22 protein-coding genes and 1 pseudogene are annotated in these 21,280 nt (G+C 57.4%); 16 read left to right on the top strand and 7 right to left on the bottom strand.

Annotation, left to right across the window (positions count from 1 at the left end):
• The first annotated feature begins 16 nt into the window (after positions 1 to 16).
• The 4 genes from ACRC4F_RS21400 to ACRC4F_RS21415 all read left to right on the top strand — a co-directional run bounded on the left by ACRC4F_RS21400 (position 17) and on the right by ACRC4F_RS21415 (position 3,928).
• Positions 17 to 694: a hypothetical protein gene (locus ACRC4F_RS21400; RefSeq protein ID WP_438661126.1), complete on the top strand. Its 678-nt coding sequence runs from the start codon at positions 17 to 19 to the stop codon at positions 692 to 694.
• Positions 691 to 1,440 carry a hypothetical protein gene (locus ACRC4F_RS21405; RefSeq protein ID WP_438661127.1) on the top strand — a complete coding sequence of 250 codons (750 nt, stop codon included), beginning with the start codon at positions 691 to 693 and terminating at the stop codon, positions 1,438 to 1,440. The genes ACRC4F_RS21400 and ACRC4F_RS21405 overlap by 4 nt, the downstream gene beginning before the upstream one ends.
• A gap of 701 nt (positions 1,441 to 2,141) precedes the next feature.
• Positions 2,142 to 2,651: a BRO-N domain-containing protein gene (locus ACRC4F_RS21410; protein WP_438661128.1), complete on the top strand. Its 510-nt coding sequence runs from the start codon at positions 2,142 to 2,144 to the stop codon at positions 2,649 to 2,651.
• A gap of 290 nt (positions 2,652 to 2,941) precedes the next feature.
• Complete coding sequence (locus tag ACRC4F_RS21415) at positions 2,942 to 3,928, top strand: hypothetical protein (RefSeq protein ID WP_438661129.1); 987 nt, start codon at positions 2,942 to 2,944, stop codon at positions 3,926 to 3,928.
• Between the two features lie 30 nt (positions 3,929 to 3,958).
• Here the strand turns inward: ACRC4F_RS21415 and ACRC4F_RS21420 are convergent, their stop codons facing one another.
• Positions 3,959 to 4,654, bottom strand: coding sequence for a DUF6933 domain-containing protein (locus ACRC4F_RS21420; RefSeq protein ID WP_438661130.1), 696 nt, complete (start codon positions 4,652 to 4,654; stop codon positions 3,959 to 3,961).
• 30 nt (positions 4,655 to 4,684) lie between these two features.
• Positions 4,685 to 5,054, bottom strand: a pseudogene (locus ACRC4F_RS21425) (hypothetical protein).
• 220 nt (positions 5,055 to 5,274) lie between these two features.
• Here ACRC4F_RS21425 and ACRC4F_RS21430 point away from each other — a divergent pair.
• Together ACRC4F_RS21430 and ACRC4F_RS21435 are read left to right on the top strand one after the other, a co-directional pair.
• Positions 5,275 to 5,592, top strand: coding sequence for a helix-turn-helix domain-containing protein (locus ACRC4F_RS21430; RefSeq protein ID WP_438661131.1), 318 nt, complete (start codon positions 5,275 to 5,277; stop codon positions 5,590 to 5,592).
• A gap of 11 nt (positions 5,593 to 5,603) precedes the next feature.
• The gene (locus tag ACRC4F_RS21435; protein ID WP_438661132.1) at positions 5,604 to 5,876 is read left to right on the top strand and encodes an XRE family transcriptional regulator; all 273 of its coding nucleotides are present in this window, start codon (positions 5,604 to 5,606) and stop codon (positions 5,874 to 5,876) included.
• Positions 5,877 to 5,978: 102 nt separating this feature from the next.
• Here ACRC4F_RS21435 and ACRC4F_RS21440 read toward each other — a convergent pair whose 3' ends face one another.
• Entirely contained in the window at positions 5,979 to 7,508 is a 1,530-nt protein-coding gene (locus tag ACRC4F_RS21440) for an amidase family protein (protein WP_438661133.1), read from the bottom strand.
• 113 nt (positions 7,509 to 7,621) lie between these two features.
• Positions 7,622 to 8,698 (bottom strand): MBL fold metallo-hydrolase, encoded by a 1,077-nt coding sequence (locus ACRC4F_RS21445; protein WP_438661134.1) that lies wholly within the window; start codon positions 8,696 to 8,698, stop codon positions 7,622 to 7,624.
• Positions 8,699 to 8,911: 213 nt separating this feature from the next.
• Between ACRC4F_RS21445 and ACRC4F_RS21450 the strand changes: the two genes are divergently transcribed.
• Positions 8,912 to 9,520, top strand: coding sequence for a TetR/AcrR family transcriptional regulator (locus ACRC4F_RS21450; RefSeq protein WP_438661135.1), 609 nt, complete (start codon positions 8,912 to 8,914; stop codon positions 9,518 to 9,520).
• Between the two features lie 139 nt (positions 9,521 to 9,659).
• On the top strand, positions 9,660 to 10,199 hold the full coding sequence (locus tag ACRC4F_RS21455; protein ID WP_438661136.1) for a DUF1003 domain-containing protein: 540 nt from the start codon (positions 9,660 to 9,662) through the stop codon (positions 10,197 to 10,199).
• A 7-nt stretch (positions 10,200 to 10,206) separates the two neighbouring features.
• Here the strand turns inward: ACRC4F_RS21455 and ACRC4F_RS21460 are convergent, their stop codons facing one another.
• On the bottom strand, positions 10,207 to 11,148 hold the full coding sequence (locus ACRC4F_RS21460) for a LysR family transcriptional regulator (protein ID WP_438661137.1): 942 nt from the start codon (positions 11,146 to 11,148) through the stop codon (positions 10,207 to 10,209).
• A 15-nt stretch (positions 11,149 to 11,163) separates the two neighbouring features.
• Between ACRC4F_RS21460 and ACRC4F_RS21465 the strand changes: the two genes are divergently transcribed.
• Together ACRC4F_RS21465 and ACRC4F_RS21470 are read left to right on the top strand one after the other, a co-directional pair.
• On the top strand, positions 11,164 to 11,871 hold the full coding sequence (locus ACRC4F_RS21465) for a CTP synthase C-terminal region-related (seleno)protein (protein WP_438661138.1): 708 nt from the start codon (positions 11,164 to 11,166) through the stop codon (positions 11,869 to 11,871).
• Positions 11,868 to 12,197, top strand: coding sequence for an antibiotic biosynthesis monooxygenase family protein (locus ACRC4F_RS21470; protein WP_438661139.1), 330 nt, complete (start codon positions 11,868 to 11,870; stop codon positions 12,195 to 12,197). Before ACRC4F_RS21465 ends, ACRC4F_RS21470 begins: the two co-directional genes overlap by 4 nt.
• Before the next feature lie 122 nt (positions 12,198 to 12,319).
• On the opposite strand, the gene ACRC4F_RS21475 is transcribed toward ACRC4F_RS21470, so the two are convergent.
• Positions 12,320 to 12,646, bottom strand: a complete 327-nt coding sequence (locus ACRC4F_RS21475; RefSeq protein WP_438661140.1) for a DUF2025 family protein — start codon at positions 12,644 to 12,646, stop codon at positions 12,320 to 12,322.
• A 235-nt stretch (positions 12,647 to 12,881) separates the two neighbouring features.
• Between ACRC4F_RS21475 and ACRC4F_RS21480 the strand changes: the two genes are divergently transcribed.
• Together ACRC4F_RS21480 and ACRC4F_RS21485 are read left to right on the top strand one after the other, a co-directional pair.
• Positions 12,882 to 14,009 (top strand): glycerophosphodiester phosphodiesterase, encoded by a 1,128-nt coding sequence (locus ACRC4F_RS21480; protein WP_438661141.1) that lies wholly within the window; start codon positions 12,882 to 12,884, stop codon positions 14,007 to 14,009.
• A 188-nt stretch (positions 14,010 to 14,197) separates the two neighbouring features.
• Positions 14,198 to 14,503 (top strand): PepSY domain-containing protein, encoded by a 306-nt coding sequence (locus ACRC4F_RS21485; protein WP_438661142.1) that lies wholly within the window; start codon positions 14,198 to 14,200, stop codon positions 14,501 to 14,503.
• Positions 14,504 to 14,567: 64 nt separating this feature from the next.
• On the opposite strand, the gene ACRC4F_RS21490 is transcribed toward ACRC4F_RS21485, so the two are convergent.
• Positions 14,568 to 16,190 (bottom strand): methyl-accepting chemotaxis protein, encoded by a 1,623-nt coding sequence (locus tag ACRC4F_RS21490; RefSeq protein WP_438661143.1) that lies wholly within the window; start codon positions 16,188 to 16,190, stop codon positions 14,568 to 14,570.
• 274 nt (positions 16,191 to 16,464) lie between these two features.
• Between ACRC4F_RS21490 and ACRC4F_RS21495 the strand changes: the two genes are divergently transcribed.
• The 4 genes from ACRC4F_RS21495 to ACRC4F_RS21510 all read left to right on the top strand — a co-directional run bounded on the left by ACRC4F_RS21495 (position 16,465) and on the right by ACRC4F_RS21510 (position 21,191).
• Positions 16,465 to 17,487 (top strand): transporter, encoded by a 1,023-nt coding sequence (locus ACRC4F_RS21495; RefSeq protein WP_438661144.1) that lies wholly within the window; start codon positions 16,465 to 16,467, stop codon positions 17,485 to 17,487.
• A gap of 305 nt (positions 17,488 to 17,792) precedes the next feature.
• A complete protein-coding gene (locus ACRC4F_RS21500; protein WP_438661145.1) occupies positions 17,793 to 19,409 on the top strand; it encodes an inorganic phosphate transporter in 1,617 nt (538 codons plus the stop codon).
• Positions 19,410 to 19,605: 196 nt separating this feature from the next.
• The gene (locus tag ACRC4F_RS21505) at positions 19,606 to 20,472 is read left to right on the top strand and encodes a hypothetical protein (RefSeq protein ID WP_438661146.1); all 867 of its coding nucleotides are present in this window, start codon (positions 19,606 to 19,608) and stop codon (positions 20,470 to 20,472) included.
• The gene (locus ACRC4F_RS21510; RefSeq protein WP_054044827.1) at positions 20,469 to 21,191 is read left to right on the top strand and encodes a TylF/MycF/NovP-related O-methyltransferase; all 723 of its coding nucleotides are present in this window, start codon (positions 20,469 to 20,471) and stop codon (positions 21,189 to 21,191) included. Before ACRC4F_RS21505 ends, ACRC4F_RS21510 begins: the two co-directional genes overlap by 4 nt.
• The last annotated feature ends 89 nt before the right edge of the window (positions 21,192 to 21,280 follow it).

Raw genomic sequence — 21,280 nt, forward strand, 5'->3', positions numbered from 1 at the left:
CGGAAGAGTTTTCTGGTTGGACAGCTTCGATTATGAGGCGGCTAATCTTGATCCTTCCGTGCTGCTGGGCTGCATCGTCCATGCAGGAAGTACGGAAGAATATTTTGAACTTGGCCCTTTGTCCGATTTCAAGAAAACTCCGACAAGTATCCGGGATATCGCAACAGATAAGCCGTTGAAGTTCAGGTTCATTTTTAACAGACCGGGCGAATCACTGCTCATCGGATACACGGATAGTGTCAGGGCACTAGATGAAGCAGGCAATCTCGGCTCCAGCTTAGTGGACATTGAGCCCACAGATCTGCACGGCATCGCTTGGAAACTTATACTTCCAGAGGGGAAGGGCTCGGGCGATAAACCGAATGTGCTAGTGGAACGATCTTTGTTCCCAACCGCCACTTCTGCAGTAAATCAGCCTTGGTTTGGCACTCTTGTCATGCCTGAAGTCATGCGCCAAGTTGCAATTGCAATTGCAAAAGATCCATCGGCACTCGAAGACCCAGAAACATGGATTGCAGCATGGTCTGACTTCATCACCACATTGGGTGCTAATCTTCCCATAGAGTTCGATGAAGAAGACATACTAGCCCAAGAGGCTTGGGCCGATGACGTTGTCAGGAGGTTCGCTACAAAGGGAATGTTCAAACACCACATGGCTGAGGCTTTGGCGGAGATGGAAGGTGAACAGTCATGATTAGCCAAGTCCGATCACTGAGTGAAGTCGGCATTGCCAAGCTTGCGGCATGGATTGACGCCCCTACCAACGCGGCTCCAACAGAGCTTTTGAGGGACGATACATTTACCGATGTTGTTGATGGTGAATACCCAATCGATGTGTCCAGAAAGTTTTCAACCAGTTTCGAGCTGGGGGAATATCTGGCAAACGAGGTCTTTGTAGGCAAGGTGGACCGATTTGCCCTCCTGTCGAATCATGGTATGTGGGCATGGATTTCGTTGGCTTTCATGGACAGCTTAGTGAGTAAAGGTCGAGGCACTGGTATAGGAAAGCCTTTAGCAAAACCGCACTACATCATGCAATCTCCGCGATTGGCCTACCGCCTGATTGTTCGAACTGCATGGGACCTAGTGAGCCTACATGGGACGGCAGCCAAGGTTGCCTTGGGTTCCCTGAGATCACCGTGGGGTGAAATGGCCGAACAGATGACGTCGCGTCAGGAAATCTACGCCCATCGAAGTTTTTGGCCGGTAGCCAATTCGCTCTACTCCATGCCTGATGGATCGGTAAAAAAAGGGGTGACTTCACAGCGTGCGAAGAAAGATCGCTGCGACCCGAAGAGTAAAGCCGGGTTAGGTGGTATACGTCGCCTACCTTTCACCTTCAAACAATTCGAGCGTACTTATAATTTGCGTCAGATGGCCAGCGACGAAATTGCGACACTGCTGCCAACTGAGTACGTCAAATGGCGCGCGGGGAATTGATCAACTAATCCGAAACTGCGCACCCAGATACAGGTTGTGCGCAGTTTCGTACATCGCACAGGATTGCACGTGGCCTGTACATCAGGCTTTAGTGCATGGCAGCCTTTGCATCAACATCCCGAGTGCAAATACGCATACTGCCTACTGGGTAAATTTCTGGCAGAGCAAGCTTGATGAATAATGCTGAAGATCTCTCAAAATCCAGCCAGCGCTAGGCTGGACTGTAGGTTTTGAACATTTGGGAATGTCACACCAAAAACAGAGAACCCCTACGAAATGAAATCTAGGAGAAATTCAGCTTGAGTGATTAAGCCCTACACGATCTCGACGGAAAAATGTTGAACGATTTTGAAGGGTTGACCATATAGCAATGACCCCCTAGGCTCTCAGTTCGGCGCCTAAGAAACGCCTCAACCAGAGCGGTCCTCCGCACCCGACAGTCATGCGGCTTTTTTTCGTCTGCGGTTTCTCTACGCCTGCGAGAAAATCCCCGTTATGTCGGGAGTGGGCGAATACAAGACCCGAAAGGGGAATATGTCCGGCCCGTCTCTGGTGGGTTTCTTAGCTCCCGACACCCATAACGAATGCCCTAAGAAAGCAGCCAGAGGTAAAGGAAATGCCTGACAACCTGACCTTCATGATGAAGGTAAATCGCCGTACCCATACGTACAACCGCGTGCTTCCGTTTCAGGAGGTTCGCCATGTCTGAACCGCTCGTTTCAACCCTTTTCACCCGTCATAACATCCACCTTCACGCCCTTCTCGTGGAAAACCAGGCATGGTTCTGCGCTCATGACCTCGGACGATTGATGGGCAAGTATCTTGACGAACGCATGTCACGCAAACTCGATGCAGACCAGCGACAGGTGATGCTGGTGAATGCACACGGCACGGCTGAAGAACGCCTGATGATCAGCGAGTCAGGCGTCTACGCACTGCTGGTTTACCACTACTGCCCGGAATATCGGCTGCTGAGGGAGTGGCTGACGCACTTGGTAGTTCCGGCGCTACGTGATGCGCGTCCGTCACGAGTAGTTGAACGGCCAACGCTGAGCGTGCTGGACTGGCCGAAGATGTCGCTCTGCATGTTGCACTGGCAGGATGAACCGTGGATTCGGTTGCGGGACATGCCTTGTGTGTTGGCAGATGATCCATTCAATCATCGAGGATCCTGGTGGCGGAAGGTGTCACGAGTTTTACGAGGGTTCTGATCGCCTATCGCAGTGAAGTGAATATCCGCTGCTTGAGGTTTGGGCAGCGGATTCGGTTGATGTGTCATGTTCAAATTTTGGGGGCCGCTTCGCGACCCATCAGGGGTAAACCCCTTCGCCACAGGTTCCGCCTGGCTTGGTGGCTGAGTTGATGTTGGGAATCGCGAGCAGGCTCGCTCCTACAGGTTTGGTGTGTTGCCGCAGATTTTGCGGTGCGTTGAAAACAGTCAGTGCAACGCGCCCCGACTCCCGCTATTAATACCCTCCCCACTCAAGGACCCGAGCCCGCCATGAAATTCGACCTTGCCTACTGCCTCAGCCTCGACGACAAGCTGTCGATCTATGACGTGCGCGATTTGAATTTCGACGAGACCATGGAGTTCGATTCCGTCAAGGAACACTTCCAATGCCCCAATGACGCATGCAGGGCGGCCTTCGATGCAGCGAATGTGTTGACGACGTTCAACGCCAAAAACGTGAATTACGTGCGCACGCCGCACTTCAAGAACACGCCCAGCACCCGGCATGTGGCGGATTGTCCTTATGTCAGTCTCAAGGCGTCGGCGTCCGATGTGGATGCGAACGGTGCGGAAACGGATGACAGTCGCGAGGAGCATTTCCCGTCGGAGTTGTTGCTGACTCGGCGTGAGTATGTGCGTAAGCCGTCGAACCCTGCGGTGGCGGCGGATGTGGTGCGGGACGATCCGAAGCCAACCTCTGTGGCTAGCAACACAGAACACCCAAGCCACGAATCAGCGCCGGACAAGACCAGTGTCTTCGCTCACCCGGTGGAGTGTTTTGTGTCGAACTTCGAGGACAAGGAACTGCTCAAGCGCATGCCGTTGAAGATTGGCGAGCACACGGCGCCTTATGGGTCGTTCTTCAAGAAGATCGAATACCTGACGGACAACAAGGGGCTGATTTACTGGGGCAAGATCAAGGAGATCAAGGATTACACGCAGAGCTTTCGGATCGATTTCGAGCAGAAGGTCTGGTTCAAGCAGGCGGATGAGGCGAAGAAGAAGCCGTATTCAGTCAACGTTTACCTGAGCAAGAAGTTGATCGAGAACTATCGCAAGCGCAAAGCGTTTCTGGAAGAGATCAAGCACGCCATCGACAGTGAATCAGAGCTGTATTGCTTCTTTTATGGCGTGACGCCGGAGTTGAAGCAGGTGCCGAGCAAGAAAAACCCCGAGCAGACGTTCGGGGTGTTCAGTGCGAATATTGAGAACCTGGATCACTTCATTATTAGGGAAGCGCTGGGGCTAAAGGGTTAAAAGATCGGGCAACGGCGTTATCACGACGGCTCATTGCGCTTCGAGTTTAAGCTGCCTTTCGAACTCCCATATCTCCCGTTTCACTTCCTTACGCCGCTCACGGGCTGCCTGAACAGCTGACTCATCCAAGCCGCCATAACGGCGCAACCAATGAACGATCATTTCCTCATCGGGGTGGTAATAGTCCTTGTGCCCTTTGCTACCTCTTAGCGTGTCGTTCATATAGCCATCGAAACGGCCAGCGGAGAATTCGTCAGTGGGCAAGGATCCCCATTCGGCAGCAAATCCCTCAAAAACCCATGAAATCTCACTGATGTGCTTTTGCGCACCGCGATGACCGCGTTTGTAAAACACGTACTCTGCGCAACTCTCCAGGAAACGCTCCGTCATCGGCTCGTCATCGATCCAGCGAAGAATGTCGTGCTGCCCCGCATGGCGCATCAGGCCGTTTATCCAACGCTCGGCAAAACGGTGAACAAAACCTTCGATATCCGCTTTTTTCGCGTCCGCGAAAATCATGCAATAACGGGTTTGCACATGGATGGCGAACAACACGTGCTTGCGTTGGCCGGTGATGGCGTGGACCAGCCACTGCTCGGCGGATTCGACTGGCTCATCGTCCTCGATCACCGGCGATGGCGGTTTCTCCACAGGTGAGATTTTCTTGCCCTTGTGGACCCGACTGAAGAAGTTGCTGGCCGCTTCGGTGCAATTGAAGATCAACATCCTTGGTCCTTAAATTCGTCTGTACGGGTCTCAGTCCTGCCGCACTATTTCGTCGACCCACTCAAGTTCATAGGGTTGGCGCACTACATCCGAGATGTAATCCAGCGCCTCTTCGCTCAGAACCGATAACTCTGCGTCGGTTAGCAAGTCAAGCATGACAAACAACCTTAAAGCGGTGAGAGCACTGGAACGGGATTGGCTGTTATGGTCAAAAGCTCGGGCCATGTCCTTGTTTCGATCATGGATCAAAACCGTAGAGCATTCCATATCGTGCATGGGCCGAGAGCGCACCGTGCTGGGTGATCGCCTTGGCATCGGCGAGAACCCCTTGGCAGAAACGATCGAGCGCAATCTTGCGCAGCTCCTTGAACTTCTTCCAGTCGCTTTCAAGAATCGACACAGCCAGCCTCCTTAAAAACCTCAAAAGGTTCGGCACCTATTCTTGCGAAAAACCCACACAACGCCAACCACGAAATCGATGGGTGATTGCCTCCGTACCGTCCGTCTGGATGGAGGGGGCGACATAGCAAAAATCAAAAAATGAGTTTGATCCGGGCGCAAAACAACTGTACAAAACAACAGTATTTTTTGGATTAGCACTCTCGAGCCCGGAGAACACCATGGCCTCTCTTGCGATGAAAATCACCCTGGAACGTATCGCCCTTTTCCAGTTCACCCCGGCCCACTGTGCCCAGGCCCGGGCGATGCTGGGTTGGAGTGTGGAAGAGCTCTCGGAGGAATCCGGGGTCTCCGTGGACGCCATTACGCGATTTGAGGCCGAGCGCGATGTGCTGGATGTCACACGGCTGGCGTTGGCGTATCGGTTTGAATCGGAGGGGTTGGTGTTCTTCCCGGGGTTTGCGCCGGGTCGAGGGATGAATGTGAAAGGGTCGACGCCTGATCCGGTGGGTCGGGCGGACTACGCGATGGTTGAGTGAGGTGTCAGCAGATGAATGGAATCAATGAATGCGACAGGCACGGCAATCCGTCTTCAGGAAATGCCGGTGCAGGGGAGATGAGGGCCAAGGCCGAATACCTCATGAAGATTGGCATGCTTCTCGATACCGGTCGGTTGGGCAAGGCGGAAGCGGCGCAAAGGCTGGGGCTGTCAACGGGGGAACTGGATGAAATTCTCGATGGAAATGTTCGCGACCTGACGGTGGCGAAGATCGTGGGCCGCTCCATGGCGAGCGGCCCGACGGTGGAGGATGAAGCGGTTTGAGGCGTAACTTGATTACGCCTCAGGGTAGGGAAAACGGCTTCCCTCCGCTGAACGCGCAGGCAGGCCCTTAACGCCATACATCATCCGTCTTGGTCTTGGACCTTACTGTCCTTTAAACACCGGGTTCTGACGCTCTAACGATGCTTGTTCATAGCTGTAGGCCAGCGCCAGCAGTTGAGGTTCACTCCAGCGCTGGCCGAAAAAGAACACAGACGTCGGCAGCCCATTGCTGTTCATACCCGACGGGATGGTAATGCCAGGGTAGCCAGCCACTGCAGCACTGAATTGCGAATAGCCATCGGCATCGGCGAACAACGCATCCAGATTATGTTCAGCCAATTGCTCATCAATGGCAGCCTTGAAGCTGGCATTGAGGATGCCGAACAGTTCGGTTGCCTGTGCGTGGGTCATGTCCAGTTCGTTGATGTCTTTCAGCATCTGCTGCCCGTAACCTTCGGCGCCCGGATTAAGTTCGTTGAAGTCGATCAGCTGTTGAAGCGTCTGAATCGGCAACCCTGAGCGGCTGGCCAAGTACTCGGGCAGTTCATGTTTCATGCCTGCCATGAGGGTGTTGAAGTAGCCACCGATATTCGGCAGTCGGACCTTCAACGGCACCAGGGTAGCGCCTTGTTCTTCCAGTGTGGCCAATGCCATCAGGAACTCAAAGCCAGGCTGAAGAACAGTGCCGTTCGCACCGACGTACTCGGTCGGGTACCCGATTCTTTTACCGTTCAAGGCATCCGTGGTGAGCAGCGCGGTGTAGTCGACACCTGACGGAGCATCGCCGGTTGCGGCGTCCGTGGCATCGGTGCCTTGCAGAGCATTGAACATCAGTGCGGCGTCACGAACGGTGCGAGTGAGAGTGCCGGGGGTGTCTTGCAAACGAGTGATTGGAATGGTGCCTGAACGGCTGAACAGTCCCAGTGTAGGCTTGACGCCAACTACCCCGTTGGCCGACGCAGGGCAAGTGATTGAACCGTTGGTTTCAGTGCCAATGGCCAACGGCGCAAAACCGGCAGCTACTCCTGCTGCTGAACCCGAGCTGGAGCCGCAGATTTCGCCACTTAACACGTGAGGATTTTTACCTTGCCCACCCCGACCACTCCAACCGTGAGGCAGGCCCATTTCCCGGACGTAAGCCCATTCGCTCATGTTGGTTTTACCGAGAATGACGGCACCTGCATCACGCAGCTGTTTGACGACAAACGCATCGTTTGCCGCAGGCTGGCCGACCATGGCCAAAGAACCCGCGCTCGTTTGCATCTGGTCCGCAGTGTCGATGTTGTCCTTGAGCAGAACTGGAATGCCGTGCAGCGGGCCACGTACGTTTCCGTCCTGACGCTCCTGGTCCAAGGCGGTGGCAATGTCGATGGCTTGCGGGTTGAGCTCAATGATCGCGTTGATCATCGGCCCTTGCTTATCCAGCGTGCCGATGCGCGCCTGCAAATATTCCACCAGCGCTACCGAGGTGAGTTCGTTACGTTCCATCCGCTCAGTGAGCTCGCTGACGCTCGCATATTCAAGTGACTGGGCAGTGACTGAGTCTTGGTTGTCTGCAAATGCAGACCCGGTGACCGATAGCAGAACCATCTGCGCCAGTGCCGTCATGCGGTTTCTTAAAACGTGTTTCATTTACAGCTTCCTTGATATGGCTAATCACGGGTGAGTCATTTCACCCGCTGCACAGCCTACCGAAGCCATAGGAAACGGCTGTCAGCCACAAGGAACCGCTAACGTAGGAAACTTCATCCAGACTTGTAGCCGCTACAAGCCAAATGCCCTTTTTCCTTCAGCGTACTTTCCATTTCCAACCACCATGTGCTCCCCCGCTTCGGGTACTTCACGTTGAACGCCTCGCCCATTTGCGGCGTGGTGATCGACACATTGCGCTCCCAGGCCAATGCGAGGATCCGGTCGAAGGGCTCGAACCAGGCGTGCATCGACAAGTCGAAAGTGCCGTTGTGAATCGGCAATAACCAGCGGCCTTTGAGGTCAATGTGCGCTTGCAGGGTTTCTTCCGGCTGCATGTGAACGTGCGGCCACTCAACGTTGTAGGCGCCGGTTTCCATGAGGGTCAGGTCGAACGGGCCGTACTCTTCGCCGATTCTTTTGAAGCCATCGAAATAACCGCTGTCGCCGCTGAAGAAAATCCGCGTATCGCCGTCGATCATTACCCACGAGGCCCAGAGCGTGCTGTTGCCATCGAACAGGCCGCGACCGGAAAAGTGCTGCGACGGTGTGGCGATGAACTGGATGCCATCGACTTCCGTGCCTTGCCACCAATCGAGTTGGCGCACTTTGCTGGCGTCGACGCCCCACCTGATCAGGGTGTCGCCCACGCCCAGGGGTGTCAGGAAATACTTGGCCTTGTCCGCCAGTTTGAGTACGGCTTGGTAATCGAGGTGGTCGTAGTGGTCATGCGACAGGATCACCGCTTCAATCGGCGGCAATTCTTCGAGGCTGATTGGCGGCTGGTGGAAGCGTTTGGGACCGGCCCATTGAACCGGTGAAGCGCGTTCGGCGAAGACCGGGTCGGTGATCCAGAATTTATCCCGCAGTTTCAGCAGGACAGTGGAGTGGCCGAGGCGATAGACGCTGTGGTTGGGAGCAGCAATCAACGCGGCCTGGGTCAAAGCTTGTACCGGAACGGGCGCTGCCGGACGGGTGTTGCGCGGTTTATGGAAGATCATGTTCCACATGATGCGCATCATTTTCCGAAAGCCTTCACGTTGCACCGGCGCATGATTGCGGAAGTGCCCTTCTGCCTGACGGGAAGCCTCGGGCGTGGAAGCGTTGTCCGTTGGGGAAATTGGGTCGGCCATGTCTGAGTAACTCCAGAAAACCGCACAGAGCGGTATTTCACGGTGGGACGATAAAGGGCCAAAGCACGCACGCATCAGCCGGAGATTCTATTTTTCCCTGTGCAGGATTAACAAAACATTACACTGCACAGTGTAGTTTCAAGGTTGCATCAAAGCGGATCACAAGTAAACTGCCGAGTGTAATTCTTCTCTGCCGACTGCCGAAGCGTACTTATGACAGCACCACAGCGCCTCACCGACCGAAAACGCGAAGCCATCATCCAGGCGGCGATTGCCGAATTCCGTACCAACGGTTTCGACATCACCAGCATGGACAAGATTGCCGCCACCGCCGGCGTGTCGAAGCGCACCGTGTACAACCACTTCCCCAGCAAGGAAGAATTGTTCGCCGAAATCCTCAATCAACTGTGGGCACGGGTGACGGCCGAACAGGAAACGTCCTACCGCCCTGACCTGCCGCTGCGCGATCAAATGCGTCTGATGTTGCGAGCGAAATTGCAGATGCTGGGTGATGACAATTTCCTCGACCTGGCGCGGGTGGCGATTGCCGCCACCATTCATTCTCCCGAGCGTGCGCAGAACATGGTGGCCCGAATGGGCGAGCGTGAAGAAGGCCTGACCGTGTGGATTCGTGCCGCCCAGGCCGATGGTCGATTGAAACCGGTGGATCCTGAATTTGCCGCGCAGCAGATTCAGGGAATGCTCAAATCCTTTGCGTTCTGGCCGCAAATTTCCATGGGGCTCCCGGCGCTATCAGTCGAGATGCAAAGCACTGTGGTGGAATCGGCGCTGGACATGTTCCTGGCGTGTTATCAGCGCTGAATCGCGCTGCAATAAATGACAATGTCTACCGATTGACCGGTCATGGGTCGCGCTGAATACATCGCTGCAATGTGTTTCAGAATGAATCTGGCGCTGGGGCTATAGTGAGCCTCTGTCCCCGCGCCCTGCAGAGAGCATCATGACCACGACGCCCAACGAAACCGCCCCCGCCGCTCCCGTAGACCACCTGCGCTTTCACCGTGCTCATGCGCACTTGGCGCCAACGTTCGGTAGCGACAAATTTGCCCTGCGCGCCGAAGCCTTTGCGCGCTTCTTCGGCACGCCGACGTTTCTTGGCGCCCAGACACTGATTGTGGTGCTCTGGGTGTGTCTCAACATTTTTGGCGTGACCCACTTCGACGTCTATCCGTTCATCCTGCTCAACCTGGCCTTCAGCCTGCAATCGGCTTACGCCGCACCCCTGATCCTGTTGGCCCAGACCCGTCAGGCGGCGCGGGACAAAGCCCAGTCCGACGCCGACGCCCTGCACCGGGAATCCCTCGCGGTGGCCAATACCGAACGTCAGTCTCAAGCGGCGCAAAACACTGCGCAATTGCTGGCGTTGCTCGAGCAGAACACCCGGCTGACGGAAATGACCAAGACCCTGACCGAACGCATCGAAAACCTGACCTCGGAAATGCATCAGCACTTCGTGCGCAAGGATCAGCCGAAGGTTTAGCGTCCGATCACGGCAATCGAAGCGCCCGTCCCAACTCATCGAACAAGGTCACCACCGAGCGCAACGCACGACAGTCCGGACGGGTCAGCAACCAGAGCGCGGTGTCGTAGCCGTGCAACGGGCCGGTCAACGGTTGCAGTTGGTCACCGATCAAAAAGTCCGGCAACGCCGCGACGCCCAGCCCGGCTCGCACCAACTCGGTCACCGACAACATGCTGTTGCAGCGATAACCGGGCGTCACGCCGGGTAATTGCTGGCGCCGCCACGCAACGGTGGGATGGTCCGGAAGGAAGTCATCCGGCGCGATCCAGGTCAGTGAGGCCAGGTCTTCAGGATCGACCGATTTCAGGTACGCCGCATTGGCGCAGACCCGATAGGAAATATCCGCCAGACGTCGACCGACCAGATGTTCGGGCGGCGTGCGGGTGAGGCGCAAAGCAATGTCGGCATCGCGGCGGCTGAGGTTGGCAAAGTCGTTGGAGGTGCTCAGTTCGAGGGTCAGCGCCGGGTAGGACGGCATGAACTGCGCCAGTGCCGGCAGCAGCAATCCTTGCAGTACAGAATCCGTGCAGGTCAGCCGCACTGTGCCGCTAATGACTTCACCGCCCTGCTCCACGCCAATGCGCGCCGCTTCCAGCGCTTGTTCCGCCCGCTCGGCTTGCTCGGCGAGGGACTGCGCAAGCGTGGTTGGCAGGTAGCCGGCGCGGCTTTTTTCGAACAGTTGCTGGCCCAGCGCGGCTTCCAATCGGCGAACGGCGCGAAACACCGTCGAGACGTCGACCTTCAACAGCGCCGACGCTCGGGCCAGAGAGCCGCCACGCACCAAGGCAAGGATCAGCGCCAGGTCCGGGTAGTCGAGCCGATAGTGCGTCGCTGCATTGATCACTTGGGATAGCGCCAATATTGAATGCGTGAACGCCAATCTATAGTGGGTGCCAGGAATCAACAAGCGCCGAGATCACTCATGGAAACCACCGCAATTCGCATCGCTCTGATCGGTGACTACGATCCCCAGGTCACCGCCCATCAAGCCATTCCCGTCGCCCTCGGCATGGCCGCTGAACAGCTGAATCTGGATGTGCAATTTCAGTGGCTGGCCACCGATCACATCAACACCGCCACTCCATTACAAAACTTCGACGGTTTCTGGTGCGTGCCCGCCAGCCCTTACCGAAACATGGATGGCGCGTTGCGGGCGATCCGTTTTGCCCGTGAACAGCAGCGGCCTTTCCTCGGCACCTGCGGCGGCTTTCAACACGCGGTGCTTGAGTTCGCTCGAAACGTGTTGGGTTGGGAAGATGCTGAGCACGGCGAAACCCATCCCGATGCAGCGCGCGCGTTACTCACGCCGCTGGCCTGTTCGTTGGTGGAAGCAACGGACAGCATTCATCTCGTTGAAAGTTCGTTGATCGCCAAGGCGTACGAAAGTGCTGAGATTATCGAAGGATATCGCTGCCGCTATGGCGTGAATCCGGAGTTTGAGCGTGAGTTATTAACCCATCAGCTGTGCGCCGTTGGCCATGACTCGACCGGCGACTTGCGGGCGGTGGAACTCAAAGGGCATCCGTTCTTCGTCGCCACGCTGTTCCAGCCTGAACGCGCCGCGCTCAAAGGCACGCTGCCGCCGCTGGTCCGTGCGTTGGTTGAAGCCTGCAAAAGGCAAAAACCATGATCGCCGATACGCCAGCAACGCCGTACTACGCGGTGATTTTTACCTCTCTGCGCACCGACGGTGATCAGGGTTACGCCGAGGCTGCCGAACGCATGGTGGAACTGGCCCGGGAGCAGCCTGGGTTTCTCGGGGTGGAATCGGCTCGGGGCGAGGATGGTTTGGGGATTACTGTTTCCTACTGGGCCAGCGAGGCGGCGATTCTGGCGTGGAAGCATCATCCCGAGCACAGTGAGATTCGTGAGCGCGGGCGCTCGACGTGGTATTCGGCGTGTCATACGCGGGTGTGCAGGGTTGAGCGGGCGTATGGGTTCAAGGCAGTCAGATGATGCGGTGATGTTTAGGCCGCCATCGCTAGCAGGCTAGCTCCCACAGGGGACATGTGTCGTACACAACACCACTGTGGGAGCTAGCCTGCTGGCGATGAGGCCAGTTTAAACCCACAAAAAACTCAGACCTGAACCAGACTCCTGAACGCCGATATCTCCGGCACCTCCCGCCGATTCATGTACACCCGCAACGGCTCGGTCACATTGATCCGGTCATCAATATTCTGATCCAGCAACAATTGAATCAACTCTCGCTTGAGCGTCATCGTCTGCCCCGGTCCCGCAGCCCAGACAAACTCGCTAACAGGAATAATCCCGTCATCCGCCACATCCATGCCAAACGAGTCTTCGCTGAAACGCACGATGTAGTGGCCGGTCTTGCGATTGAGGCCGACGAAGCCTTTGAGTTGGTCGGCGGCCTGGCAGATAAGCTCGGAAGTGATGCGCATATAAACCTCACAAAAGGTCGTTAACGACCGGTGATCGATGGTTTACACGCAAGGCAAAGCAGTCGGATTTCCCTCTGCCGGGGAAACGCCTGGGCCAAGAGTACTGCAAAGAACCGCACAAAAGCGTTGAAAAAATCTGCTTTAAACACGTTTATGTCGGTCTGGCGATAGCGCTCGCGGCGCTCAGTTGTTAAAAGAGACGTCTTTGAAAACTCAACGCGAAAGGACCTCGACCATGCCTGTTACCTTCATCAAAAGCGCCCTGCTGCTGAGCGTGCTGCTCGGCCTCGGACAGGCACAGGCCGCCAGTGAGCCAAGCCCGACTGCTCTGGCGACCCGTTTGGGCATCCCGCATCCGGCAGTGATCGCCCACCGCGGCGCGTCTTTCGATGCACCGGAATCCACCGCCGCCGCCTACAAACTGGCCCGCGACCTGGGCGCCGACTACCTGGAAATGGACCTGCAACGCAGCAAGGACGGCGTGCTGTTCGCCCTGCACGATAACAACCTGCAACGCACCACCGACGTCGCCACGAAATTCCCTGATCGCAAGGACAGCCCGGCAAACGCCTTCACTATCGCCGAACTGAAAACACTAGATGCCGGCAGCTGGTTCAACGCCGCGTACCCGGATCGCGCGCGCCCTTCCTTCGTCGGCCTGAAGATACTGACCCTCGACGAAATCATCGACATCGCCCAGGGCAATCCGCTGCACAAGCCCGGCCTGTACATCGAAACCAAGGAGCCGAAGCAATTCCCCGGTATCGAAAGCGACCTCAAGGATAAATTGCAGGATCGCGGCTGGCTGAGCCCGGCCGGTTCCAAACTGGCGAAAAGCAATCTGGCGGTCGGTCAGGGCAAAGGCAAAGTCGTGCTGCAAACCTTCGAGAAGAGCAGCCTCGAACTGCTTGAGAAGGAAATGCCGCAAGTGCCGAAGATCCTGCTGCTGTGGGTCGGCGAAGGCAGCATCGAGCCAAAATCCCAAGTGACGTTTGCCGAGTCCGGCGACAAGGACAAAGCGACCTACTACGCCAGGCAGGAGCCGAAAGACAAAGCTGAATTCCAGCAATGGGTCGAGTACGCCAAGGCCCAGGGCGCCATCGGCACCGGTCCTTCGGCCGCGTTGACCCAGGGTGGCGATCAGAGCTATTCGGACCTGGTGAAACCGTGGATGAACCAGTACACCCACGATCAGGGCCTGCTGGTGCATGTTTACACCATCGACGATGCAGCGGATTACCAGAAGGTCATGGACGCCGGCGTCGATGGCGTCTTCACCAACCGCGCCAGCGAATTGCTGAAGTTCTACAAGCGCCCGGCGGCGGCGAGTGTTGCGCAGTTGCTGACAAACAACGGGTATTGATCCAGGACCTAGGCGACGCCATCGCCAGCAAGCCGGCTCCTACAAGATCGAGCCGATCGCAAAATTTGCGAACGACACGGACCTTTAGGAGCCGGCTTGCTGGCGATGCTTTTAGGAATTAAGGGTGAATTAAGTTGCCGTAGTTAATCTGGCCCCACTTAAACAGATCACTCCAAGGAAAGAATCTTATGAAAACCCTGACTGCCCTGTTCACTGCCGCTGCCCTGACCCTCACTGCTGGCCTGGCCCAGGCTGACGTCCGCGTCGACCAAATCCCTGAGCTGGTCAAGAGCGGCAAAATCAAGTCACTGGAATCAATGAACGCGGAGGCGCTGAGACTGCACCCGGGTGCGACCATCACTGACACCGACCTGGACAACCACTTCAATGGCTACGAATACGAAGTGGAACTGAAAACCGCTGACGGCAAAGAGTGGGATGTGGACTTCGATGCCACCACCGGCAAAGTCCTGAGCGACAAACAAGACACCTGATACCTGTAAAAACAAAGCCGCACGATCTTCGAATCGTGCGGCTTTTTTGCGTTTCGGTGACGCCCTACGCGCTCAATCGCGCCGTCACTTCATTCAACTGCCCCGACAACCCATGCAAATTACGCCCGGCCGCTTCCGTGCGCTGCACATTGTCCAGGTTGGTACTGGCGATGCTGGTGATTTCGGTGAGGTTGCGCGAGATGTCTTCGGCGACCGAAGTCTGCTCTTCAGCAGCGGTGGCGATCTGGCGGTTCATGTCGCGGATGGCTTCCACGGCGTGGGTGATCCGCTCCAGCATGGCGCCGGCCTGGGTCACTTGCTCGACGCTTTCTTCACTGCGTGACTGACCGCTTTCAATCGCCTGCGCCGCGTCCACCGCACCGGTTTGCACGGTCTGGATGATTTGGTTGATTTCGATGATCGACGCCGCCGTGCGCTGGGCCAGGCTGCGCACTTCATCGGCCACCACGGCAAAACCGCGTCCGGCTTCACCGGCTCGGGCCGCTTCGATTGCCGCGTTGAGCGCCAGCAGGTTGGTTTGCTCGGCGATGCCACGAATCACTTCCAGCACCTTGCCGATGCGTCCGCTGTCGGTTTCCAGTTGGCGGATGACCGTGGCGGTGTTGGCGATTTCGCCACGCATCCGGGTGATGGTGTGGATGGTGCCCTGCATGACTTTTTCACCGTGCTGGGCGGACTGGTCTGCATCGTCGGCGGCACGTGCGGCATCGGCGGCGTGGCGGGCGACTTCCTGTGCGGTGGCCGACATTTCGTTCATTGCCGTCGCCACCTGATCAGTGCGGTTGAACTGTTCGTTGGTGCCGCTGGCCATGAGGCCGGCGATTGAGTTCAGTTCACCACTGGCGCTGTCCAGATCCTTGGCGCTGCGCTGCAAACGGCTGAAGGTTTCGGCGAGGAAATCACGCAAGGTGTTGGCTGCGACCGCCAGCTTGCCCAGCTCATCCTGACGGCTGCTGGCCACGCGTTCGGCAAACTTGCCTTGGCTCAGTTGCGCGACGTATTCGATCAATTTGCGAATCGGTTCGACCAGGTTGCGGTTGACCAGCCACAGGCTCAACAGCCCGATCAACAGACCCGAGGCGAGCATCACGATGATCCCCAGCAACACCGTGCGATCGGCGTCGGCGCTGATCAGCTTCGATTGCTCGGCACCCTGTTTGCGCAGTTCGCTGACCAGTTCGCTCATCTGATCGCTGGTGGCGCGGTCCACGCCTTTGACGGCCGTGTCGCCCGCGGTTGGGTCGGCACCCGCCGCCACGTAGGCATCACGGCCCTTCTGATAGGCGGCGCCCAGCAGACGGTGTTCGTCACGCAGGCGTTCGATGCGGGTCTTGAGTTGCGGCTTGATGCCCTTCTGCCCGGCCAGTTCACCAAGAATGCCCTGCACATCGCGCTGACGGTCTTCGAATTGCTTCCAGTATTTATCCAAATCAGCCGGTTGCTTGCCTCGCAACAGGACGTTTTTCCATTCCTGCACCTGCACCTTGAATTGCAGGTTGGCTTCGTCAATCAACTGCGAGGTGTGCAGCGGACCTTCGATCAGATTCGCGTAGCTCTGAACCCCGCTGGAGAGGAAGTGAAAGCAGGCCAGGGCGATCAACAGCATCGCCAACAGGCTGCCGCTCAACAAGGCGAGGATTTGTGCTCTCAGGGATTTTTGCAGCATCGAGTGATACTCATGACAGGGGTGAGACACGCAGCAAACACAGCGTGAAAGGTGTCCGGACATCCCTGTCTGAAACTTGGCTCTTGGCCGAAGCCGCGCAAAGTAACTTAAGCGAGATCGGCGTGCCAGAGCGGTTCTTGAATCATTTCCGACCACCGGCAATGCAATCGTTTGCGGTTATTTTATCGTCACAAAAACGTCATCCAGGCTTGCGATGATGCGGCTCAAGTGAACCTGTAAAACCCGCGACAGGCGCCTCCCCTTGCGAGCCCTCATGAACCACAGCATCGACCAAAGCCATCGCGACCCGGACCTGTTCGGTCTGCTCTACGGTTTCAGTTTTCGCCCCGGCGAGCGTGGTCGGGAGATCGATTCGGCCAAGGCGTTGCAATGCCTGCAACAGCCGGACGAGAGTGACGAGTTTTTGTGGCTGCACCTGAACCTGGCGCATGCCGCGTGCGAGCGCTGGATGAAAAGCCATCTGGAATTGCCGGACGAGTTTTTCGAAGCCTTGCACGAAGGGTCTCGGTCGACGCGAATCGAGCATGTGGATTCGGCATTGCTGGCGGTGGTCAACGACGTGGTGTTCAACCTCAGCAGCATGGTTTCGTCGGATGTGTCGACGCTGTGGGTGTGTGCCCGCAGTCGGCTGATCATCAGCGCGCGCCTGCAACCGCTGCACTCGGTGGACAAGTTGCGCTCGTCGGTGAAGGCCGGCGAGTGCTTTCGTTCTCCGTTGGAATTGCTCGTGCATCTGCTGCGCGATCAGGGCGAAGTGCTGACCCAGATCGTGCGCAAGACCAGCCTGAGTGTCGATCAGATCGAGGATGAGTTGCTGTCGTCGCGACTGTCGACCAATCGTGCCGAACTGGGTGCCAATCGCCGGGTGCTGGTGCGTCTGCAACGCTTGTTGGCGCTGGAGCCGGGGTCGTTGCTGCGCTTGCTCAACCGGCCGCCGCAATGGTTGCAGAAGGAGGACGTTAAGGAGCTGCGCAAGTCTACCGAGGAGTTTGCGCTGATCATCAACGACCTCACGGCGCTGGGTGAGCGGATCAAGCTGTTGCAGGAAGAGATTGCGGCCAACCTCAATGAGCAGAGCAACCGCACGCTATTCACCCTGACGGTGGTGACGGTGCTGGCGCTGCCGATCAACATCATTGCCGGTTTCTTTGGCATGAACGTGGGTGGCGTGCCACTGGCGGGGGATCCGGAGGGGTTCTGGATTCTGGTGGCGCTGGTTGCGACGTTTACCGTGATTGCGGGGCGGTGGGCGTTTCGTAAGCGCCAGGATTACTAATCTTCAGAGGCACCATCAAACCCCTGTGGCGAGGGAGCTTGCTCCCGTTGGGTCGCGCAGCGGCCCCCAGCATTCTTCCAGCCACACCCTGCCAGCAGGTTTTGCGTCTGCTTCGCAGCCGAGCGGGAGCAAGCTCCCTCGCCACAGGAAAGCCACCTCACCACAGAAAGTGCGATGCCAAGGATTGGTTGGGGATTCTGATTAACGGATAAGCAAATAACCCAAACCCTGACTCAGGGCAGTCTCTCTGTAACATTCTGCAACGATCATGACGAACACTCCTTCCCTCCTCAGGATTGTCCGTCATGGCTACGCCTTCCTACTCCGCCGAAACGCAGGCTCCCGCCAGTAGCGCCAAACCGCAACTCGACAAAAAACCCAGCCTGTTCACCCTTGTGGTGTTTTTCGGGGTGCTGGCCAGCGGGCTGTTGTTTACCGCTTACAGCCTGATGCACGACATGAACGAACTCGGCACGGTGGTCACCACCTGGACGCCGTTTTTGCTGTTGGGTGTCGCCTTGCTGATCGCCCTGGGCTTTGAGTTCGTCAACGGTTTCCACGACACCGCCAACGCCGTGGCCACGGTGATTTACACCAACTCGATGCCGCCGAACTTCGCCGTGGCCTGGTCCGGGTTCTTCAACTTCCTCGGCGTGCTGCTGTCGAGCGGCGCGGTGGCGTTCGGCATCATCGCCTTGCTGCCCGTAGAGCTGATTCTGCAAGTCGGGTCCTCCGCCGGTTTCGCAATGATCTTCGCCCTGTTGATCGCCGCGATCCTGTGGAACCTCGGCACCTGGTGGCTGGGCTTGCCGGCCTCCTCTTCGCACACCTTGATCGGTTCGATCATCGGCGTCGGCGTGGCCAACGCCTTGATGCACGGCCATGACGGCACCAGCGGCGTGGACTGGGCGCAGGCGACCAAGATCGGTTACGCGCTGCTGTTGTCGCCGCTGGTCGGCTTCGGTTTTGCCGCGTTGTTGCTGCTGGCCCTGCGCGCGTTCGTCAAGAATCGCGCGCTGTACAAGGCACCCGTCGGCAACACGCCACCGCCGTGGTGGATTCGCGGCATGTTGATTGTGACCTGCACCGGCGTCTCGTTCGCCCACGGTTCCAATGACGGCCAGAAAGGCATGGGCCTGATCATGTTGATTCTGGTCGGTACGCTGCCGATGGCCTATGCGCTGAACCGCACCATGCCCGCCGACCAGGCGCTGCAATTCGCCGCCGTCGCCGAAGTCACCCAGCAAGCGCTGGTAAAAAGTGCGCCGATGCCGGCCCCGGCCGATCCGCGTCCAGTGCTCTCTGAATACGTGCGCAGCAAGGAAGCCACGCCGCAACTGGTCCCCGCCCTCGCCGCCCTGACTGGCAGCATCGGTGCGCAGGTCAAGGGTTACGGCTCGCTGTCCAAAGTACCGGCCGAGGCCGTGGGCAACGTACGTAACGACATGTACCTGACCAGCGAAACCATTCGCCTGATGGACAAGAACAAGGTCGGCAACTTCGACGCCGACACCACCGGCAAACTGCAACTGTTCAAGCAACAGATCGACAACTCGACGCGCTTCATTCCGCTGTGGGTGAAAATCGCCGTGGCGATTGCGCTCGGGCTGGGCACCATGGTCGGCTGGAAGCGCATCGTGGTGACAGTCGGCGAGAAGATCGGCAAGACCCACTTGACCTACGCTCAGGGCGCCTCGGCGGAAACCGTGGCGATGCTGACCATCGGCGCGGCCGACATGTTCGGCTTGCCGGTGTCGACCACTCATGTGTTGTCCTCGGGGGTGGCCGGGAGCATGGTCGCTAACGGTGGCGGCTTGCAGATGAGGACCATCCGCAACCTGCTGATGGCCTGGGTACTGACTTTGCCGGCGGCGATTTTGTTGTCGGGCAGCCTGTACTGGCTGTTCACCCAACTTTTCTAGCCTCAACACAAAACCCTGTAGCAGCCGAACGCAGGCTTCGCCAGCTGCTACAGGGATTTTTTTTGCGCGGGACAACGCATTTCGTCGCAAATTCAGGCGTTTGCGTTTTTATTGATCCACCACCCGCCGGATTGCACTTCAGTTTGCTAACGTGTGGCCGACTCTTAAGAGACTCGATGCATTCAGGAGTGGAATCGTGAATCTGTACATCAATCAGCTTCAACACAAAGCTGACTTCAAAGAAGCCATCTACGCCGGCGACATCTTCCTGAACACTCAGCTGCGCGCGGCCAAAGAGCTGTGTGCGTTTGCCCAGGAAAGCATCACCGCCGCTTTCAACGGCGAGACCCATCACCAGGCGCTGCACACGCTGATGCCGGTGGAAGAATTCGTGGTTCTGGTGACCCGCCTCAAGGGCCAGTTCACCAACAGCCAGCGCGCCAAAGACCTGATCCTCTCGTTTATCGACGAGATTGGTGTCGACCCGCGCGAATACATTTTCGACGTGCCGCGCATTCGCGTGGTGCCCAACTATGACTACCTGCACGCCGGTGTCAGCTATGCCTACAAACCGCATCGCGACACGTGGTACGGCAGCGTCGATTGCCAGATCAACACCTGGATGCCGGTGCACACCATCAGCCCCGACCAGACCATGATGATCAACGCCGGCTACTTCGATGTGCCGGTGAAAAACACCTCCAGCGAATGGAGCCTCAACGACTGGATCAGCAACCAGCGGCACAAGGCCAAGGACAACCTCAAGGAGGAAGTCCGCGTGCACCCGGTGCCGATGGAAGCGATCAACACCGCGTCCGAAGTGCGCATTGCCGGCAACACCGGCGAGATGCTGATCTTCTCCGGCTCGCACCTGCACGGCACGGTCGCTAACCACACCAATCAAACCCGCTTCAGCGTGGACTTCCGCCTGATGCACCTCGACGACCTCAAGCACAAGCGCGGCGCGATCAACGTCGACAGCGCCTGCCCTGACGTCGGCGCCGGTTTCAAAGACTATTTCCACGCCCACGACTTCTCGAATTTCCAAGGAATCCAGCAATGACCAAGCGTCGCATCACGCCTGCCGAGGCCCAGTACAACGAAACCCGTGCCAACGTTCTGAAACGGGTCGATGCCGAGTACGTGGCCGACGCGCCGTTCGTCTTCGCCAACCGCATCGGCGTCACTGCTGCGCTGTCGCGCATGGAACTGTTCAAGAAAGTCGCTGAAGTACCGGGCGCGATCATCGAGTGCGGCGTGTACAAGGGCAACTCGCTGATGCTGTACATGCACTTGTCGATGATTCTCGAGCCGTACGCGATCAACCGTTCGATCGTGGGCTTCGACACCTTCGAAGGCTTCCAGAGCATCGACAAGAAAGAAGACCCGGCCGATGTCAACGAAACCATGTTCTCCGACACCGACCAGTCGCTGATCCAGGACATGATCGACGCCAACGACCTGCTGCGCCCGGTCAACCGCATCCCGCGTTGCGAGCTGGTCAAAGGCGACATCGTCAAGACCGTACCTGAGTGGGTCAAGACCCGTCCGGACCTGGTCGTGGCCATGCTGATCCTCGACACCGACCTGTACGAATCGACCAAAGTCGCGCTGGAAACCTTCCTGCCGTACATGCCAAAAGGCGCGGTCGTGGTATTGGACGAAGTGGCTTACCGCAACTTCCCGGGCGAAACCAAAGCCCTGCGTGAAGTGCTGGACCTGAACAAGATCGAACTCAAACGCCTGCCGTTTGACAGCTGCGTGGGCTACTTCCACGTCTAATGCATAACGCGCCCCTGTAGGAGCCGGCTTGCTGGCGATCCAGACAACACGGTGAAACAGACACACCGCGTTGCCTGGATCGCCAGCAA

Source organism: Pseudomonas sp. (genome assembly GCF_051660785.1).
In the GTDB taxonomy this organism is placed as follows: Bacteria; Pseudomonadota; Gammaproteobacteria; order Pseudomonadales; family Pseudomonadaceae; genus Aquipseudomonas.

Coding starts and splice junctions, on each gene's coding strand:
- ACRC4F_RS21440 (WP_438661133.1), bottom strand. CDS start 7,508: ATGAAACACGTTTTAAGAAACCGCATGACGGCACTGGCGCAGATGGTT.
- ACRC4F_RS21405 (WP_438661127.1), top strand. CDS start 691: ATGATTAGCCAAGTCCGATCACTGAGTGAAGTCGGCATTGCCAAGCTT.
- ACRC4F_RS21445 (WP_438661134.1), bottom strand. CDS start 8,698: ATGGCCGACCCAATTTCCCCAACGGACAACGCTTCCACGCCCGAGGCT.
- ACRC4F_RS21455 (WP_438661136.1), top strand. CDS start 9,660: ATGACCACGACGCCCAACGAAACCGCCCCCGCCGCTCCCGTAGACCAC.
- ACRC4F_RS21470 (WP_438661139.1), top strand. CDS start 11,868: ATGATCGCCGATACGCCAGCAACGCCGTACTACGCGGTGATTTTTACC.
- ACRC4F_RS21485 (WP_438661142.1), top strand. CDS start 14,198: ATGAAAACCCTGACTGCCCTGTTCACTGCCGCTGCCCTGACCCTCACT.
- ACRC4F_RS21480 (WP_438661141.1), top strand. CDS start 12,882: ATGCCTGTTACCTTCATCAAAAGCGCCCTGCTGCTGAGCGTGCTGCTC.
- ACRC4F_RS21450 (WP_438661135.1), top strand. CDS start 8,912: ATGACAGCACCACAGCGCCTCACCGACCGAAAACGCGAAGCCATCATC.
- ACRC4F_RS21465 (WP_438661138.1), top strand. CDS start 11,164: ATGGAAACCACCGCAATTCGCATCGCTCTGATCGGTGACTACGATCCC.
- ACRC4F_RS21495 (WP_438661144.1), top strand. CDS start 16,465: ATGAACCACAGCATCGACCAAAGCCATCGCGACCCGGACCTGTTCGGT.
- ACRC4F_RS21510 (WP_054044827.1), top strand. CDS start 20,469: ATGACCAAGCGTCGCATCACGCCTGCCGAGGCCCAGTACAACGAAACC.
- ACRC4F_RS21430 (WP_438661131.1), top strand. CDS start 5,275: ATGGCCTCTCTTGCGATGAAAATCACCCTGGAACGTATCGCCCTTTTC.
- ACRC4F_RS21500 (WP_438661145.1), top strand. CDS start 17,793: ATGGCTACGCCTTCCTACTCCGCCGAAACGCAGGCTCCCGCCAGTAGC.
- ACRC4F_RS21410 (WP_438661128.1), top strand. CDS start 2,142: ATGTCTGAACCGCTCGTTTCAACCCTTTTCACCCGTCATAACATCCAC.
- ACRC4F_RS21475 (WP_438661140.1), bottom strand. CDS start 12,646: ATGCGCATCACTTCCGAGCTTATCTGCCAGGCCGCCGACCAACTCAAA.
- ACRC4F_RS21490 (WP_438661143.1), bottom strand. CDS start 16,190: ATGCTGCAAAAATCCCTGAGAGCACAAATCCTCGCCTTGTTGAGCGGC.
- ACRC4F_RS21415 (WP_438661129.1), top strand. CDS start 2,942: ATGAAATTCGACCTTGCCTACTGCCTCAGCCTCGACGACAAGCTGTCG.
- ACRC4F_RS21420 (WP_438661130.1), bottom strand. CDS start 4,654: ATGTTGATCTTCAATTGCACCGAAGCGGCCAGCAACTTCTTCAGTCGG.
- ACRC4F_RS21435 (WP_438661132.1), top strand. CDS start 5,604: ATGAATGGAATCAATGAATGCGACAGGCACGGCAATCCGTCTTCAGGA.